Source organism: Brevundimonas sp. FG8 (assembly GCF_057808845.1).
On record NZ_JBMDIU010000011.1, the window covers coordinates 33,962 to 52,412 of the forward strand.

Annotated in this window: 12 protein-coding genes; all 12 read left to right on the forward strand. The window is 67.0% G+C overall.

Translation table 11 applies throughout. From position 1 onward, the window contains the following. Positions 1 to 32 precede the first annotated feature (32 nt). Entirely contained in the window at positions 33 to 476 is a 444-nt protein-coding gene (locus tag ACODRV_RS14970; protein WP_488908837.1) for a hypothetical protein, read from the forward strand. 10 nt (positions 477 to 486) lie between these two features. Next, positions 487 to 675 carry a helix-turn-helix transcriptional regulator gene (locus ACODRV_RS14975; RefSeq protein ID WP_141627858.1) on the forward strand — a complete coding sequence of 63 codons (189 nt, stop codon included), beginning with the start codon at positions 487 to 489 and terminating at the stop codon, positions 673 to 675. 9 nt (positions 676 to 684) lie between these two features. Then, positions 685 to 1,338 carry a hypothetical protein gene (locus ACODRV_RS14980; RefSeq protein ID WP_488908838.1) on the forward strand — a complete coding sequence of 218 codons (654 nt, stop codon included), beginning with the start codon at positions 685 to 687 and terminating at the stop codon, positions 1,336 to 1,338. 55 nt (positions 1,339 to 1,393) lie between these two features. Continuing rightward, positions 1,394 to 2,371 (forward strand): TraB/GumN family protein, encoded by a 978-nt coding sequence (locus ACODRV_RS14985; RefSeq protein WP_141627856.1) that lies wholly within the window; start codon positions 1,394 to 1,396, stop codon positions 2,369 to 2,371. 136 nt (positions 2,372 to 2,507) lie between these two features. Continuing rightward, positions 2,508 to 5,444 carry a LodA/GoxA family CTQ-dependent oxidase gene (locus tag ACODRV_RS14990; protein WP_488908839.1) on the forward strand — a complete coding sequence of 979 codons (2,937 nt, stop codon included), beginning with the start codon at positions 2,508 to 2,510 and terminating at the stop codon, positions 5,442 to 5,444. Positions 5,445 to 5,463: 19 nt separating this feature from the next. Continuing rightward, entirely contained in the window at positions 5,464 to 6,534 is a 1,071-nt protein-coding gene (locus tag ACODRV_RS14995) for a tryptophan 7-halogenase (RefSeq protein ID WP_205750778.1), read from the forward strand. A gap of 1,489 nt (positions 6,535 to 8,023) precedes the next feature. Next, the gene (locus ACODRV_RS15000) at positions 8,024 to 10,900 is read left to right on the forward strand and encodes a TonB-dependent receptor (protein WP_488908840.1); all 2,877 of its coding nucleotides are present in this window, start codon (positions 8,024 to 8,026) and stop codon (positions 10,898 to 10,900) included. Positions 10,901 to 10,958: 58 nt separating this feature from the next. Next, the gene (locus ACODRV_RS15005; protein WP_141627852.1) at positions 10,959 to 11,696 is read left to right on the forward strand and encodes a FadR/GntR family transcriptional regulator; all 738 of its coding nucleotides are present in this window, start codon (positions 10,959 to 10,961) and stop codon (positions 11,694 to 11,696) included. 149 nt (positions 11,697 to 11,845) lie between these two features. After that, entirely contained in the window at positions 11,846 to 14,053 is a 2,208-nt protein-coding gene (locus ACODRV_RS15010) for a polysaccharide lyase 6 family protein (protein WP_488908841.1), read from the forward strand. Further along, the gene (locus tag ACODRV_RS15015) at positions 14,053 to 16,269 is read left to right on the forward strand and encodes an alginate lyase family protein (RefSeq protein WP_488908842.1); all 2,217 of its coding nucleotides are present in this window, start codon (positions 14,053 to 14,055) and stop codon (positions 16,267 to 16,269) included. Before ACODRV_RS15010 ends, ACODRV_RS15015 begins: the two co-directional genes overlap by 1 nt. A 47-nt stretch (positions 16,270 to 16,316) precedes the next feature. Then, positions 16,317 to 17,627: an MFS transporter gene (locus tag ACODRV_RS15020; protein ID WP_141627849.1), complete on the forward strand. Its 1,311-nt coding sequence runs from the start codon at positions 16,317 to 16,319 to the stop codon at positions 17,625 to 17,627. Between the two features lie 41 nt (positions 17,628 to 17,668). Beyond that, positions 17,669 to 18,421, forward strand: a complete 753-nt coding sequence (locus ACODRV_RS15025; RefSeq protein ID WP_141627848.1) for an SDR family NAD(P)-dependent oxidoreductase — start codon at positions 17,669 to 17,671, stop codon at positions 18,419 to 18,421. The last annotated feature ends 30 nt before the right edge of the window (positions 18,422 to 18,451 follow it).

An 18,451-nucleotide genomic window follows, 5' to 3' on the forward strand; every position in this document is an offset into this window, starting at 1 on the left:
ACACCCTTGTCAAACAGACGAGGGAGCTTGTCATGGCGTCGTCCGCCAAACCCAAACGACCGATCGCGGGACCAAAGGCCTTTCTGCTGATCATGGGGCTGTCCGGTCTGGCCGGCGCGTTCGCGGGCGTCGCCGGCGTCCTGACGGACGGCCTGAGCGGGATGACCGGTTTCATCGTCAACCTGCTGGTGAACGGCGCCGCCATGGCTATCGCCATGGGGCTGTGCGTCTGGTGGTGGCGCCGCATCGACGAGGCCGCGCGCGAGGCCCACAAATGGGCCTGGTGGTGGGGCGGCTGCTCCGGCATGGCCGTCGGCGGCGCGGTGCTCCTGACCCTGTTGTCGCGCGAGGACGCGCCTCTTCTGCCCGGGCTGACGACGAATGAGGTCTTCGCCTTCGGCATGACCCTCACCCTCACCTTCCTGCTGGTCGGCTATTCGATCGGCTGGCTGGTGTGGTGGGCGCAGCGTCGGTGAGGGCCCGGAAATGAACAATCGTCTCAAGGTCCTGCGCGCCGAGCGCAACTGGAGTCAGGCCGATCTGGCCGAGGCTCTCGGTGTCTCGCGCCAAACCGTCAACGCGCTCGAAACCGGGCGTTACGACCCGTCCCTGCCGCTCGCCTTCAAGATCGCCAGGGTCTTCGAACAACCCATCGAATCCATCTTCTCGGAATAGGAGACAGCCATGGCCCGCTTCTTCCCCGCGGACACGCCCGAGTGGACCCGCCACGCCGTCCGACTGTTCGGCATCGGCTTCGTCGCCGGCGTTGTCGGCTACGGCGTCGGTCAGTTCGGCTACCGGCTCTTCCCGGGGCTTCAGTTCGACACCTCCGCCCTGCGCTGGGCCGATGTGGCGGCCGGCTTCCTCGGCGCCATCATGCTCATTTCCAGTCTGGCCGCGGTGTTCAGCACCTTCAACCGCGCGTCTCTGGGCAAGCTGCTCCGGCTGGAAGGGCCCGCCGGGGATGACGAGGTGCGCGCCGCCCGCACCCAGGCCGCCGTCATGGGCCTGTCGGCCGTCATCCTGCCGCTGCCTATGGTCCTGTCCGGTCTGGAGGTCGCGCCGCCGCTTGCCCTCGCGGTCATTGTCGCCCTGCTCCTGTTGCACACGGCCCTGAACCTTCGCCTCTATCGCTCGGTGGATGAGCTGTTCCGCCGCGTGGTGGTCGAGGCCGGCGCCCTGACCTTCTGGCTGGGGCAGGGGCTGCTGTTCGTCTGGGCCGCCGCCGAACGCCTCGCCGCCGCCCCGCCCATCACCGCCTGGGACATCTACGTCGTCCTGATGGGCGTCTATCTGGTGGTGTCCATGGTCGTGACCGTGCGTCGCGGCCTCGCCTGACCGGCCCTCATTCCTTCGCCTTTCGATCCACACCGCCTTCAAGGAAATCGTTCCGATGACCCTCGTGTCCCGCCTTACCTCCGCCGTCGCCACGACCAGCCGCAACGCCCTCGGGGTCGCCATGGGCCTCGGTCTCGCCGCCGCCGTCGCCTTCCAGCCCGCCCAGGTCTTCGCCCAGACCGCTGCCCCGACCGCCGCCCCGGTCGCCGCCGCCCCCCGCGCTGAGGGCGCCGGTCCGGCTCTCTGGGTCATCCGTGACGCGGACTCGACCATCTATCTGTTCGGCACCGTCCACGTTCTGCGCCCGACCACCGGCTGGGCCACGGACCGCGTCGACGCCGCTTTCGACAGCGCCGACCAGATCTGGTTCGAGATCTCCAATCCCGACGATCAGGCCGCGATGGTGCCGATCATCCAGCGCCTCGGCCTGGCGCCCCAGACGCCCCTGTCCAGCCTGCTGACGGCCGAGGAGAACGCCGACCTCGAAGCCGCCGCCGCCTCGGTCGGCCTGCCGATGGCCCAGCTGAACATGTTCCGTCCCTGGCTGGCGGGCCTGACCCTGTCGGTCACCCCGCTGATCAAGGCGGGTTATGACCCGCAATCGGGCGTCGAACTCGTCCTCAAGGGCCGCGCCATGGCCGCCGGCAAGCCGATCCACGGCTTCGAGACGCTGGAGGAACAGGTCGGCATCATCGCGGGCCTGCCGGACGACGCCCAGCTCGACTTCCTGCGCAGCACGCTCAAGAGCTACGACAACGCCACGGTCGAGCTGGACCGACTGGTCAACGCCTGGGCCGCCGGCGACGTCGCCGGGATCGAGCAACTCGCCGTCGCCGAGATGAAGGCGGAAAGCCAGACCGTCTATGACGCCATGCTGACCAACCGGAACACCAACTGGGCCGGCCAGATTCAGACCCTTCTTGACGGCTCGGGCACGGTCTTCATCGCCGTCGGCGCGGCCCACCTCGCGGGCGACGACAGCGTCCAGTCCATCCTCGAACGCCGCGGCGTTCACGCCACCCGCGTCGAATAGGCGGCTCGGGGGCAGGTTCTGGGGAGCGTTCCGGATGATCCGCCCGGATGCTCTCCGTCCTACTTTAGCGTGTATAATGGTTGACGGGACGTACTAATGCGTGCCTCCATGTCCTGCCTTGAGGGGGGACATGACCATGAGCGACAAGCCTATTCCGCCGTGCTTCAACTGCGCCGAGGACCCGATCAACCGCCTGATCGAGATGTTCGTCGAGATGGGGCAGAAGAAGCGCATCCGTCTGGGGCAGACCCCGGCCGAACGACCCGTCTTCCGCAAGCTGCATGGCGTCGCCCACGGCCGTCTGGAGATGCTCAGGGACATTCCCGATGACCTGAAGGTCGGGGTGTTCGTGCACGACAGGCTGACCGCGTGGATGCGGTTCTCCAGCGATACCTCCCCCACCTCGCCCGACCTTCAGTCGACCATCGGGATCGGACTGAAGGTCTTCGGCGTCCCCGGCGAGAAGGCCTGGGGCGGCGAGGGCGAGACCGCCGACTTCATCATGCAGAACTACCCGGTCTTCTTTGTCGATGACGCGAAGACGATGTGCGAGTTCACCTACGCGGGCGTGGTGCAGGGCGACTATCCCGGCTGGTTGAAGCATCACCCCCGGACCAACCACATCCTGAACGAGATGGCCAAGGTCGAGGGCAGTGTCCTGACCACGACCTACTGGGGCATCCTGCCCTTCGGCGCCGGTCAGGCGCAGGCGGTCAAATATCGTCTCGACCCGGAAACTCCGCCGGAGAACGTGTCCAACGACGCGGCCGATTATCTGGCCGCCGACATGGCCGCGCGTCTGTCGCACGACGAGTACCGCTTCCGGTTCATGGTCCAGCGCCGGACCAATCCGGAGACCATGCCGCTGGATGAAGCCACGGTTGAATGGCCCGAGGACGAAAGCCCCTTCATCCAGGTGGCGACGCTGGTCATCCCGCGGCAGGACGTCTGCGCGCGCGGTCAGGCCGAGTACGGGCAGTCACTGGCGTTCAATATCTTCCGGGTCCCACCCGAGCAGGCGCCGGTTCCGGAGTCGTCCATCGCGGCTGTCCGCCGCGCCGTCTATGCGGCCAGCGCCGACACCCGGCACGAGGCGAACGGCCAGCCGCTGAGGGACGCCGATCAGCCGCGCGCGCCGCTCAAGCCGCAGACCCCGCCGGACGATTGCATCGTCAAGGCGGTGATTCATCCGGCGATCGGCGTCGCCCGTGTCGGCAACAGCCCGGACGAGTGGTTTCTGGGGCCCGAGACCTCGCATCCCGCACCCCTCCCCGAAGGCGCCTATCGCGACAGGCACGGCCGGTTGAAGCGTCAGGCCGCCCGGTTCCGTGTCTACGGGGTCAACGCCGAGGGGCGGATCATCCGTGAACTGACCGGCGCCGACGACGCCGAGATCGAGTGGTCGGTCGAACTGGCGAACACCAAGTCCGCCTGGTACGGCTTCCAGCTGGCGATGGACATCCCCGAGGCCGCTTCGGCCCCGCCGACGACCCTCCGCAACGCGGCGATTTCGGACCGCTCCAGCCTGGCCATCACGCCCGGATCGCGGTCCGTCTCCGGGCGGAGCGCGGGGCCCGAGGCGTTTGACACTGGCGAGTTCATGGGCAAGCCGGTCTATCTCGGGGAAGTCTCCACCGATGAGGCCGGCCGCCTGATCGTCCTCGGCGGTCACGGCGTTTCGGCGTCCTGCGACGGGACCTGGGCGATCACCTTCGCCAACAATGAAGGCTGGCACGACGACGTGTCTGACGGCCCGGTCAACGCCCGGGTTCGTCTGGGCGGTACGGACCTGGAGGTCATTCCGGCCTGGGTGGTGGTGGCGCCGCCGAACTATGGTCCGCAACGTCAGTCCGTGCGGACCATGTGGGATCTCATGCGCGATGTGGCGATCAAGGCCGGAACGCTTCCGGCGCCGCGTCAGCCCTCCTTCACCCATGACATCCTTCCGATCTTCCAGCGTCTGGCGGGCCTGCAATGGGTCAACGCCGGTTTCGCGGCGGGCTTCGGCTGGGGCGGCGCGTTCGACTTCAGCACGCCCGAAGCGATCGCCCGTCTCAACGACCGGGGACCGGCCATGCAGGAAGTCCGGCGGGTACTCGCCAACGCCTTCCGCCGCTTCGACGTCGATTCATGGTCGCCCAAGCCTTGGCCCTGGCTGTATGGCGACGCCATGACGATCCCCCCGGCGCCGACCCCGCGCCAGCACTGCACGCTCAGCGACTGCCAGCTGGCCATGCTGGACCAGTGGGCGGCCGGCGACTTCCGGGACGACTATGATCCGGAACACATCCCGCCGTCCGGGATCGATCAGGTCCCGCTGGAGGCCCAGGGCGACGTCCTGACCAAGGCCGCGCTCGACTTCTGTCTGGCGGACGCCTTCCATCCCGGCTGCGAGATGACCTGGCCGGTGCGCAACAAGCTGATGTACATGCAGCCGTTCCGCTTCGCCCACGCCATGACGGACTGGATTCCGCCCCAGATGGGCGAGGTGCTGACCAGCGACGCCCTGGGCATGCCGAATGGCCCGCTGGCCGCCCAGACGCCCGGCGGCATCACCCGCTGGATGGCTGTGCCGTGGCAGACCGACACCGCCAGCTGCCGGTCCGGCTACGACCCGACCTATGATCCCTACGTGCCTGCCTTCTGGCCGGCGCGAGTGCCGGATGAGGTTCTCAGCCGCGAGAACTACGACATCGTCATGGATGAAACGCGCCCGATGTCGGAGCGCCGCGCGGCCTTCGCCAACCGCGCCGCCTGGGTCGATCCTCTGGGGACCAGCAGCTACACCGACCAGATCAACAACATGATCCTGCACTTCGACCATCTGGGCGTGGTCGAGGTCCGGGACGGTCCGAAGGATACCGACGCCTTCCCTGACACGATCGAGGTCGAGGACCGGCGCAGGACCATCAAGGACGTCATCCCGAAGAACGGTGGCCAGCGCAGCCTGAAGACCACGGCGCATGAGGGCGCGGTCCACGCCGGCGCGCCGGGCACGTCCCGGCCGATCGACATCTCCGGGATCGACAAGTTCCGCCGCTTCCCGCAGGGCTTGCCGGTCCAGTTCGAGTAGTCGGCTGGAACGGTTTGATGTGGTCGTCGTCGGAGCGGGGCCGGCCGGGGCGACGGCGGCCCTGAACCTCGCGCCGACCCGCCGCACCCTGCTGGTCGACCGCTGGGCCGCGCCCCGTCCCCGGGTGGGTGAGTCTCTCCCGGGAGCCGCCCATCGCCTGATGATCGACATGGGGCTGTGGGACGGCTTCGTCGCCGACGGCCATGCGCCCCGTCATGTCCATCGCGGGGCGTGGGGCGGACCTGAGCCGGTCGAGCGTCACAGTCTGGGCGATCCCGACGGCCATGGCTGGCATCTGGACCGGGTTCGCTTCGAACAGCGTTTGCGAGCGACGGCGATTGTGCGGGGGGCGGCGCAGGCCGCACCGGCCCGGCTGATCACGCTGGATCGTGACGGTTCGGGTTGGCGCATGGGTCTCGCCCATGCAGGGGGTGTGACCGAGGTATGGGCGCGGCTGGTGATCGACGCCTCGGGCCGCTCGTCCCGCCTGCTCTCGGGCCACGGCGCGCGCCGCCGCATGGAAGACCGGTTGGTCTGCGCCTGGGTTCGAACGGCGGGCGGGGCGCTTCCGGCGGGCGTCACCCAGATCGAGGCCGAGGCCGATGGCTGGTGGTACGCGGCGCCCCTGCCGGGCGGCGAGGCCCTGCTGGCGTTCCACACGGACGCCGACCTTCCGGCCGCGCGGGCCGTGCGAACCTCGGGGGGGCTGCTGGCGCGCGCCCGGAGCCTGCCGATGTTGGGACAGCTGTTCGGATCAACGCCGGACATCACCTCTGACGGTTACTGCACGGCGCGCGGCGCGCGTCTGGAACAGGCGGCGGGGGAGGGGTGGCTCGCCTGCGGTGACGCGGCCCTCGCCTTCGATCCCCTGTCGGCGCAGGGCCTGTTCAACGCCCTCTACACCGGCCTTGCGGCGGCGGAGACGGCGGACCGTATGCTGGAGGGCGATGCCGGAGCGGGCGCGGAGTATACGGCGGATGTGAACCGGGTCTGGGCGGCCTACAAGGCGCATCACGCGGCCTGGTACGGCATGGAGCAGCGCTGGACGGATCGACCGTTCTGGGACCGGCGCCGGGCGGCGACCGCCTGACCGGGGAGGTTTCAGCGGGTCGGCCCGACCTGCCTGTTCGCGTCCCCTTTGCGTCTGTATCGCCCAATAGCCCCGGACGAGGTTCCTGATGTCCAACACCAAACGACCCGCGCTGGCCGTTCTGGGTCTCATCCTCGTCGGAGGCGCCACGGCGGCAAGCCCCGCTCGCCAAGGCGCTCTCGAAATCGAGGCCTCAAGGGCTCCCGGCGTCGAAGGCCTCTTCGACGTTCGCGCCCGGAACCTGTCGGACGAAGAACAGTGCATCCCGATAGACGTTGTCCGGGTTCCTTCATCGACGGAAACGCGCCGGGATTTCCGGCTTGGCGGCCGTCAGTTCGGCTGGCGGACGGGCGGCTACATCGAACCCCCTCTCGAGGGACACCACCGGCTGCCTCCGGGACATTCGGTGACGTTTCAGGTCGATGCGCGAAAGGACTATCCGACTGAAGGTCCCGCGCGAGGGGAGGCTCTCACCGTCAGTCTCGGCATCCCGCACTGGCGTTGCGCCGTGACCAGAACCCACCCGGACGATGTCTCCTGGAGCAGGACGCTGGCGGTTCGGTACGAGCCGCCGGCTGCGGGAAGCCCGCCCGGGCGTCCGGAAGACTGATCCGGTCCCCGAGCCTCCGGCGCCGAAACGCCCCGAGGCTGGAGCGGGCAGCGGGAATCGAACCCGCACGAAAAGCTTGGGAAGCTTTCAACTTCTCTCGCTTTTCGGTTCCTTGCCGGCAAACGGATCTGAGGGGTTTTCGAGGACGTTGGTCCGGTCGAGCCAGGCGTTCTGGCCCAGGATCATGGACGGATCTGGCCGGCAACTAGAGACAGTTTCTGACTCAAAGCGGTGGTTCGGAATGTCTGCTTCTGTCCGATCGGGACGAAGCGGAGGCCGACGATCAGCGGAGCCGCTAACCACCCCGCACGACCGATAGCCGGCGTCCCCGGTTGGTCGGTTGCGCCAAGGTCCGCCATGACGGGTTCAGGTAGGGTCAGCCTTGGCCGGTCCAGACAACCCTTATCCCTTGATACAAAGGGGCTCGTGCTTGACACCCGCCTCGGGTTTGTCCCGGAACGCCAGCCGACTATCGACCTGGGGGACCGGTCTGCTCCGGCCCGTCCCGGTATGACCGGACCCCCGTCCTCAAGCATCGCCGTCAAGCCGTCGGACAGGGGCGAAGTGCCGACGCCGTATGCCGTGCGATCAATCCCCGTGATCGCGGATGAACGCGCCCCGCCTGAACGAGTGATGACCCGCGTTCATGGCCAGGAGCCGCCGGTGTCCCCCGTGATCGACCTTGCGCCCCTCGCGCTCCTGTCCTGCGACGCTCCGCTTGTGGTGGTCCCCGCGAGAGCGCCTTGCAGCAGACAGACATCTTAAAAAAATACCAATTGGTATAACGAAATTGCGAAAGAACTGATCCAACTGGCTTGACTTAGTGGTCTGCTCAAGGAAGCTTCGGCCAACAAAACAAAAGGCTCAAGGGAGGGCCGCATGCAGGTTTGGTTTGGCGGGCGTGAGCCGCGCGTAGTCGCGCGTGGTCGGTCGATCTTGCTGGCGGGTGCGTCGGTGATCTGTTGGGCGGTCGCCGCACCGGCTTTCGCCCAGGACGCTCAAGACGCCCCCGTCGTCACCGAGGATGCCACTCTCGACGAGGTCGTCGTCACCGGCACCCGGCGCACGATGCAGAGTTCCATAGAGACCAAGCGCCAGGAAGCCACCATCGTGGACGCACTGACGGCTGATGAAATCGGTGATTTGCCGGCCTTGTCGGTGGGGGAAGCGATCGAGACCATCACCGGCGCGGCGTCACACCGCGAGAAGGGCGGCGCCTCCGAAATCGCCATTCGTGGCATGGGGCCGTTCCTGGGAGCCTCCACCTTCAACGGTCGCGAGGCCTCCAACGGCAGCGGCGACCGTTCGGTCAACTTCAACCAGTTCCCCTCCGAGCTGATCAACCAGATCAAGGTCTACAAGACCCAACAGGCGAATCTTATCGAGGGTGGCGTGTCCGGACTGGTGGAACTCGGCACCCTGCGGCCGCTGGATTTCAACCGTCGTCGCATCCAGATCGAGGGAAAGGTCAACTACAACCCCTATGAGGATCGACTGCTGAACCAGCCTTCCCCGGGCTATCGGGGGACCCTCAGCTTCGTGGATCAGTTCGATCTGGGTGGTCTTGGCAAGCTCGGCCTGTCGCTGGGCTTCCAGCGCAACGACGTCACCAATCCGGAAGAAGTCTACAACGCCAGCTCGACCTGGGTGGCCTGTAACGCCACCACCACCCAGACCGGCAACTGCGCCGAGGTGTCACGCGCCCAGGCCGCGTCGGGCACGCCCTTCTATCTGGTTCCGAACAGCTACATCTTCCGCCAGATCGAAGAAGACGACACCCGCGACGCTTGGTTCGGCGCGGTCCAGTGGCGGCCCAATGATCGCCTGAACGTCAACCTCGACTATCAGTACTCGGATCGCTCCTACAACGAGCGGCGCAACGAACTGGGCATTTCGGAAGGCCGCTACGGCCTGACCAATCGGGTCGTTGACGAGAACCACGTGCTGCAGGCCGTGACCGGCAACAGCTCTATCGAGACCAACTCGACCTTCAAGAACCGTTCCGAGACCTACGAGGGCGCGGGTCTGAACATCGAGTATTTCGTGAATGAGTCCCTGACCCTGAAGGGCGATGTGTCCTGGTCGCACACCTTGCGCAACGAGACCGACCGCAATGTTCGTCTGCGCTCGGACCCGCTGGACATCTACGGCGTCCGCACCCCGATGAACAACCAACGGGTGCCCTACACCATGGATCTGCGCAACGGTCCGGTGCCGACCTTCACCATCGATCCGCGCTTCGACATCACCAACCACGACCTGTTCAGCGACGACGCCCGCATCCGTCGCGACCAGAGCCAACGCGATCACGAGATCTTCGCAGGCCGGTTCGACGCCACCTATGAGCCGGCGGACGGGCTCTTCACCGCCTTTGACGCCGGCGTTCGCTACTCGACGATGACATTCACGGACTTCGACAACCGTGTCGAGTTCACCCAGGATGATCGCGCGGTGGACCGCGCCGCCAACCTGTTGTGCCGTACGGCCTTCCCGCAGAATGACTTCCTGGACAGTTCTTCGTCGAACTCCATCAAACGGTGGGCGACCTTCGACGCCGTCTGTCTGTTCGAGGCCTATTCGGGTGTGCCGGACACCGGCCTGCCGATCGACATCCGCGCCGTTGAGAACCGCGACGTCTCGGAAGACGTCTGGGCCGGCTACGGCATGGCCAGCTTCGCCGGCATGGCCGGCGACCTGCCGTTCCGCGGCAACGTCGGCCTTCGTGTCGTGGACACGCAAGTCACCTCCAAGGGCCTGCGCGCAGATCTGAACGTTGTGGACAACGGCGACGGCACGATCAGCCTGGTCCCGACCGGCGAGTTCGATGAAGTGGTCATCGAGCACGGCACCACGCGCTGGCTACCCAGCCTGAACCTGACCTTCGAGTTGAAGGACGACCTGCTGCTGCGTGGCGGTCTGTTCCGCGCCATGTCGCGTCCGGCGCCGAGCGCCCTGGGCGCGGGGCGGATCATCACCGTCGACAGCGGCGCGGACTATTCGAACGTGGCCGATGCCTTGCGCAATATTACCGCCAACGGCAGCCCGCGCCTTGAGCCGCTGATGTCGTGGAATGCGGACCTGTCGCTGGAATATTACGCCAACCGCGACTCGATGTTTGCCTTGGCGGTGTACGCCAAGCAGTTCACCGGGGGCTTCCGGCCGGTCGCCTATGACGAGACCTTCGTCATCGACGGCCAGTCGGTCACCGTGCCGGTCGTCCAGACCGAGAACAGCGACGACGAAAGCACCCTGCTGGGCTTCGAGGTCACGGGAGCCTACCGCTTCTCCAGCCTGCCGGCGCCGTTCGACGGCCTGGGGATCAAGGTCAGCTACAGCTACGCCGACCTGGACTTCGAGAATGAGGATGTCCGCCTGGGCAATGTCATTGACGCCGCCACGGGGGCGGTCACCGAGGGCATGATCCCGCCCGCCGGCCTTTCGGGCCTGTCCAAGGACGTTCTGTCGGCCCAGCTCTACTACCAGATCGGCGATCTGGATCTCCAGGCGATCTACAAGTACCGCTCCGACTATTATCAGGACTTCGTCGGCGGCAATTCGCAGCTGCGCTACGTCCACGGGGCGGGAACCCTGGACCTGCGGGCCAGCTACCAGTTCGGCCGCGACACCCGCCTGCAGTTCGAGGCGATCAACATCACCGATGAGCCGCGCATCGAGGACATGCCGGTGTGGGGATCGACCCGCGGCTACTACGCCTACGGGAGCAAATACTACGTCTCCATGCGGCGCCGGTTCTGATCGGACGAGGGGTGTCGGACCGATTGGCCCGACGCCCCGGTTCGGCTACGCTGCGACAATGAGCCAGAAGCGCCTTTTCCACACCGTATCCGAACAGATCCTGCAGTTGATCGCCGATGAGGGCTACGGCCCCGGCGCGAAGCTGCCTGGCGAGCGCGAACTGGCGGAACAGTTCGGTGTCAGCCGCGTCACGGTGCGTGAAGCCGAGGTCGCGCTGCAGGCCCAGGGCAAGCTGGCCATCAAGACCGGATCCGGCGTCTTCGTCTGCGGGAACGCGGCCGCCCACGCCTTGCCGACTGTGAGCCCCTTCGAGGTGACGGAGGCGCGCTCCCTGTTCGAATCCGAAGCGGCCGCTTTGGCCGCCTCGGTGATCACGCCCGAGGCGCTCGAGCGCCTCGAATATCTTGTCAAGGCTATGGATGGGAGCAATCCAGACCTGGACCCCGACGCCGCTGATCGGGAGTTTCATCGGGTCATCGCGGCGTCCGCGAACAATGTCGCGGTTCTGCACACCATTGAAACCCTTTGGCGTATGCGGACCGAGCAGCCGCAGGTGCGGGCCGCTCACAAGGCGGTCTGCGAGATCGACGACTCGTCCCGTGTCGAGGAGCACATGGCCATCCTCCACGCCCTGCAGGCGCGCGATCCGTCCGGCGCCCGGCGCGCCATGCGCGCCCATTTCAACCGCCTTCTGTCAGCCATGCTCGACGCCAGCGCGGCCCAGGCGCAGCAGGAACTGGAACGCCAGACGGCGGCCAGCCGCGAACGGTTCCTGATAAGCACCCGGGCGGTCTAATCGCCAAAATCAGACCAATTGGTCTGTATGGAGGGGCTATTTTTCTGAACCAAGTGGTTGGCGCAGCCGGTTCTTGCTGTTAGCCTCCTCGTGTCGGCCGCAGAGCCGTCAGCGAGTCCGCGTCAAGCCGGACCGAATGGGAGGCGAGAATGTTTGCCAGATGGGCGGCCGCCGCGGTCGTATTGCTTTGGGCGGGAGCCGCCGCAGCCCAGACCACGACCGTGGTCAACGATCCGCAGGCGTATCAGCGGGCCGTCCGCGCCGCGAAACCGGGCGACACCATCGTCCTGGCGGACGGCGTGTGGACCGACTTCCAGATCCTGTTCGACGCCGAGGGGCAGCCGGGCCGCCCCATCACCCTGACGGCCCAGACCCCGGGGCGGGTCATTCTGTCGGGGCAATCCAATCTGCGCATGGCCGGTCGGCAGCTGGTGGTGTCGAACCTCGTCTTTCGCGACGGCCATTCGCCGACCGGCGAGGTCATCTCGTTCCGCCGTTCGCGGGACCGTCGCGCGGTGGAAAGCCGCGTCACCGGCGTGGTCATCGACGGCTTCAACAAGCCGGATCGCGGGACGTCGGACAACTGGGTGGCCCTGTACGGCTCGCACAATCGTTTCGACCACAACCACCTAACGGGCAAAACCAATCTGGGCGCCACCCTGGTCGTCGTCCGCGACGAGCAGCAGGGGCTCGATAACCGGCACCGCATCGACCACAACTATTTCGGCCCGCGCCCGAACCTGGGCTCGAATGGCGGGGAGACCATCCGCGTCGGTTCCAGCGCCGATTCCCTGTCGGCCTCGAACACCGTGGTCGAGAACAACTGGTTCGAGGGCTGCGACGGCGAGGTGGAGATCGTCTCCAACAAGTCGGGCGGCAACACCTACCGCGGCAATGTCTTCTTCCAGTCGCGCGGGGCCCTGGTGCTGCGTCACGGCGCCGGAAATCTTGTCGAGTCCAACGTCTTCATCGGCGGAAACAAGCCGCACACCGGCGGCATACGGATCATCAACGGCAACCAGACTGTCCGGAACAACTACATGGAAGGCTTGGCGGGCGACGGTTTCGGCTCGGCCTTCAGCATCATGTACGGCGTGCCGGACTCGCCGATCAACCGCTACCATCAGGTGGACAATGCGGTGATCGAGAACAACACCATCATCGGCGCGCGCAGCGTTTTCCTGGGCGCCGGCATGGATGAGGAGCGGTCGGCCGCGCCGATCAACAGCCGCTTCGCCAACAACCTGATCGTCGCAGCGGACGGTCGCCGCGATCCGGTGCGCATCCTGGGCGATATGTCCGGCATCGCCTTTGCGGGAAACATCCAGAGCCCGGCGGTGTCCGCCGGCCTGGCCCGCGGTTTCGAGGGCCGCGCGGTCACCCTGACCCGCGGGCCCGGCGGCCTTATGGTCCCTGAGGGGGTGGATGGGGTCGGCGCCTCGCGGAATCTGCGCATCGTGGCCCGGGCCGCCACCGGCGTGCCCTGGTATCCAAAGCACGGCCAGCAACCCCGTCTGGACACCGGCGGGGAGGTGGCGGTGCCGCCCGGCGAGGGCGCCTTGGCCGATGCGGCCGAAGCCGCCGCGCCTGGCGCCGTCCTGACCCTGGCTGCGGGGCGCTATTCGGTTGATCGCACCATCCTGGTCGACGCCCCGCTGACGGTGCGAGGTCCCGCCGAGGGCGAGGCCGAGATCGCTTTCTCCCGCCCGGCGCTGTTCCAGCTCCAACGGGGCGGCTCGCTGAAGCTATCGCGCCTGGCCGTCACCGGGCGCGATGCGCCCGACGAGGTCGGCAATGCGGTGATCAGGGTCGCGGCCGGTTCGAACGCCGCAAATTTCGAGATCATCGTCGAGGACAGCCGGATCTCGGACCTGACCGTCAACCGGGGGTTCGATGTCATCGCCCTGGGCAAGGGCAGTATGGCGGATCGGGTGCTGCTCAAGGGCGTCACGGTCGAGAACATCAGCGGCGCCGTCGTTTCAGCCGCCGCCGAAACCGACGACCGTGGGACCTACAACGCCGAGACCGTCCGGATAGAAGGCGGGACCTTCCGCCGGGTCGGCGGGCCGGTTGTCGATCTGTATCGCGGCGGCACGGACGAGAGCACCTTTGGGCCTCGTATGTCCGTGACAGGCGTCGTCTTCGACAAGGCGGGGTCCGCCACGACACCCGCCTTGTTGATGCGCGGGGTCCAGTTCGCTGAGGTCACGGGCAACCGGCTGACCGACAGCGGCGCCGTCCGCTTCAGCCATCGCGTCGGTGAGCCGGTTCTGGTGGTTCGCGACAACCAGCTGGTGCGCACGCCGCCGCTTGAATCCGATGTCGCCCCGATCGCGGTCCTGCCGGAGACCTTGTGATGATCCTCAGGCTTTCCCTGGCGGCCCTGCTGCTGGCCGGAGTGGCGACAGGCGCGATGCCTGCCGCGGCCACCCCGGTCCCGTCCGGCGTCGTCCAGGCCCGGACGGCGACGACGCCGGTGTTGACCAGTCCTGACGACTGGCGGCGCATGGCCGAGACTGGCGGCCAATATCCCATGTTCGCCTCGGAGCAGGCGCGGGTCGAACGGATGGTCCGCGCCGCCATGAGGCGGGAGATCGACGTGCCGATCCCGCGCGATCCGGGCGGCGGCTATACCCATGAACAGCACAAGCGGAACTATCAGGCGATCTACAACGCCGGCGCCTTGTACCGCCTGACCGGCGATCGCGCCTACGCCGACTTCGCGCGCGACCTGCTGCTGAAGTACGCTGATCTGTATCCGACACTGGGCGCCCACCCGGCCGGACGCGGCCAGGTTCCGGGCCGCATCTTCTGGCAGACGCTGAACGACTCCGTCTGGCTTGTCTATTCGATCCAGGGCTATGACGCGATCCGCGAGACGCTGAGCGCCGAGGACCGTCAGAAGATCGACGGCCAGGTCTTCCGCCGCATGGCGCGTTTCCTGTCGGACGAGACGCCGGACAATTTCGAGCGCATTCATAACCACGCCACCTGGGCCGTCGCCGCCGTCGGCATGACCGGCTACGTCCTGCGCGACGCCGAGATGTCCGGGAAGGCCTTGATGGGTCTCAAAAGGGACGGCTCGGCCGGCTTCATCGCCCAGATCGACCAACTGTTCTCGCCGGACGGCTACTACGAGGAGGGGCCGTACTATCAGCGCTATGCGTTGGCGCCCTTCATCATTTTCGCGCGGGCGATCGAACAGAACGACCCGGAACGCGGCATCTTCCGCCACCGTGACGGCGTGCTGTTGAAGGCCGTCGACGCCGTAATCCAGTCCAGCTACGGCGGCTACTTCATCCCTATCAACGACGCGATCCTGGACAAGGGACTGGACACCGAGGAACTGGTCACCGGTGTGGCCGTCGCCTATGCGCGATCACAAGACCCGGGCCTGCTGTCCATCGCCGAGCGGCAAGGTCGCACCCTGCTGTCGCCGGAAGGCCTGCGCGTGGCCCAGGGCGTGGCGGAGGGCCGGGCGCGTCCGTTCGACTTCCGCTCGATTCTGTTGCGCGACGGCGCCGACGGCGCGCACGGCGGCCTGGGCATTCTGCGCGAGAACGGCGAAGACGGTCAGGCCCTCGTGTTCAAGGCCACGGCCATGGGCATGGGCCACGGCCATTTCGACAAGCTGAACTGGCTCTTCTACGACAACGGCCAGCGGGTGGTGACCGACTACGGCGCCGCGCGGTTCCTGAACATCGAGGCCAAGGCGGGCGGCATCTATCTGCCGGAGAACAACAGCTGGGCCAAGACGACCGTCGCGCACAACACCCTGGTGGTGAACGAGCGCAACCAGTTCGGCGGCGACTGGCGCATCGGCGAGGATCGGGCGCCTGAAGTGCTCTTCTTCGAAGCGGGGGAGGGGACGCAGATCGTTTCCGCCCGCCAGACAGGGGCCTATGACGGCGTGGTCTTCACCCGCACCCAAGCCCTGGTCGAGCATCCGGATCTGGGCCTGCCGATCGTCATCGACCTGTTGCGGGTCACCAGCTCGACGGCGGCGCGGTTCGACCTGCCGCTGCACTACAACGGCCACATCATGAACGTCGGCTTCGAGGCTCAACGGGCAGTGGCCGAGCGACCGGTGCTGGGCCGCGCCGACGGCTATCAGCATCTGTGGGTCGACGCCTCCACGGCGGCGGCGGAGCAGACCCGAAGCCTGACCTGGTTGCTGGACGGCCGCTTCTACACGTGGCGCTTCGGGGCCAGCGCGCCGTCGCGCGCCATCCTCGCCGAAAGCGGCGCCAACGACCCCAGTTTCAACCTGCGTCGCGAGCCCCTGTTGATCCAGCGCGTCGACGGCCAGTCCGAGGTGTCCTTCTTCGGAGTGCTTGAGCCGCACGGTCGCTACGACGGCACGGCCGAGACGGTGACCGGCGCCGACAGTCGCGTTCAGGACGTCAAACGGGTGCGCGGCGACGGGGGCGAGGTGATCGTGCTGACCCTGGCCTCGGGCAAGACCCTGGCCTTGGGCGTGGCCGACGATGTGACGACGGGCGTGGCCCATTCGGTCTCGGCCGACGGGCAGACCTGGCGCTGGAGCGGCCCCTGGGCCCGACTGGATCGATAGAGAGACCGGCGCCCAGGCGACCGACCCGCGACGGGAGTGCGAGAGTGATGCAGAAACGATCCGCAGTGCGGTGGCTGATCATCGGCCTCATCGCCGTGGCCACGGTAATCAACTACATCGACCGCAACGCCCTGGCAGTGATGTGGCCGGAGATCGCCGACGACATCGGCGCGACCAAGGAGGATTACGCCCTTCTGGTCACCGTCTTCATGCTGTTCTACGCGGCGGGCCAGTTCGTCTTCGGCCGGTTGTTCGACAAGATCGGCACCCGGATGGGCTTCGCCCTGTCGATCGGGGTTTGGTCGATCTCGATCGCCCTGCACGCCGTCGCCAACTCGATCACCTCTTTCGGCGTCGTCCGCGCCGTGCTGGGCATCAGCGAGGCCGGCGCCTGGCCCGGCGCGGTCAAGGCGAACGCGGAGTGGTTCCCGCCCAGGGAACGCGCCTTCGCCCAAGGCATCTTCAACGCCGGCGCCTCTATCGGGGCCATCATCTCGGCGCCGCTGATCGCCCTGCTGTTCCTTTGGCTGGGCTGGAAGGGGACCTTCATCCTCGTCGGCGCCCTGGGCTTCATCTGGTTGCTGCCCTGGCTGGTTATCTACCGCGCGGGTCCCGACAAGCATCCTTGGGTCAGCGAGGCCGAGCGGGTCCTGATCCTGGGCGCCCCGGCCGATGCCGGCGGCCCGGTCGGTCCGATCTACACCCCGACGCTGAAGCAGATGATGTCCCATCGCCAGAGCTGGGGCCTGGTCCTCTCGCGCTTCTTTCTGGACCCCATCTGGTGGCTTTTCGTGTCGTGGCTGCCGATCTATCTGGCCGAGACCTTCAACTTCGACATCAAGCAGATCGGCATCTTCGCCTGGGTGCCCTTCGTCGGCGCCATGATCGGCAGCCTGTCCGGCGGCTGGCTGTCGGGCAAGCTGATCGCGTCGGGCTGGAGCGCCGACCGCGCCCGCAAATGGGTCATCACCCTGGGCTGCGTCATCATGGCGCCGGCGCTGCTGGGGGCCGTCCTGGCGACCGACCCGACCCTGGCGGTGCTGACCATCGCGGTGGTTCTGTTCGGTTTCCAGGTCGCCATCGGCAACATCCAGACCATTCCGGGCGACCTGTTCCACGGCAAGTCCGTGGGATCGCTGGCCGGCGTCGGCGGCATGGCGGCCGTGGCCGGGACCCTCATCACCACCTGGCTGGTGCCGACGATGACCAAGGTCTCCTATGCCCCGATTTTCATCCTGGTGGCCTCGCTCATCCCGCTGAGCCTGATCGCAATCTGGTGGATCACCGGACCGGTCCGGAAGCTGGACGCTCCGGGTAGCGAGACTTCCGGCGTCCGGGCTCCGGGCGACCAGGCCTGACAGCGCTTCCAATCCCTTTCTCCCTCAGGACCACGACAGACATGACGTTCAAGAACAAGGTGGCCATCGTCACCGGCGGCGGCCGCGACATCGGCCGGGCCGTTTCGCTTCAGCTGGCGGCTGAGGGGGCGAAGGTCTGCATCAACTTCGCCAATGACGAAGCCAGCGCGGAGGAGACCCTGCGCCTGATCCGGGAGGCCGGCGGCGAAGCGATCCTGCACCGCGCCGACGTCACGGACGCCGCGGCGGTGGACGGACTGGTCGCCGCGACCCAGGCGGCTTTCGGTCGGAAGATCGACGTTCTGGTCAACACGGCCGGCGGCATGGTGGCGCGCAAGCCGCTGGCCGAGATCGACGAAGGCTTCTTCCAAAGGGTCATGGACCTGAACCTGAAGTCGGTCTTCCTGACCACCAAGGCCGTAGTTCCGCACATGGAGGCGGGCGCCGCCATCGTGAACTTCGCCTCGCTGGCCGGCCGTGACGGCGGCGGTCCCGGCGCGGCGATCTACGCGACGTCGAAGGCCGCGGTGATGACCTTCACCCGCTCGATGGCCAAGGAACTCGGGCCAAGGGGCATTCGCGTGAACGCCCTGTGCTGCGGCATGATCTCGACCCGTTTCCACGACGACTTCACCAGGCCGGAAGTGCGTCAGGCCGTGGCGAACGGCACGCCGCTGCGTCGTGAAGGGCGTCCCGAGGAAGCCGCCGCGACGGCGGTGTTCCTGGCGTCCGACGCGGCCGGCTTCATGACCGGCGCCAACGTAGACGTGAACGGCGGAACCTTCTTCTCCTGATCCTGAACGCTGAAGGGTATTGACGATGCG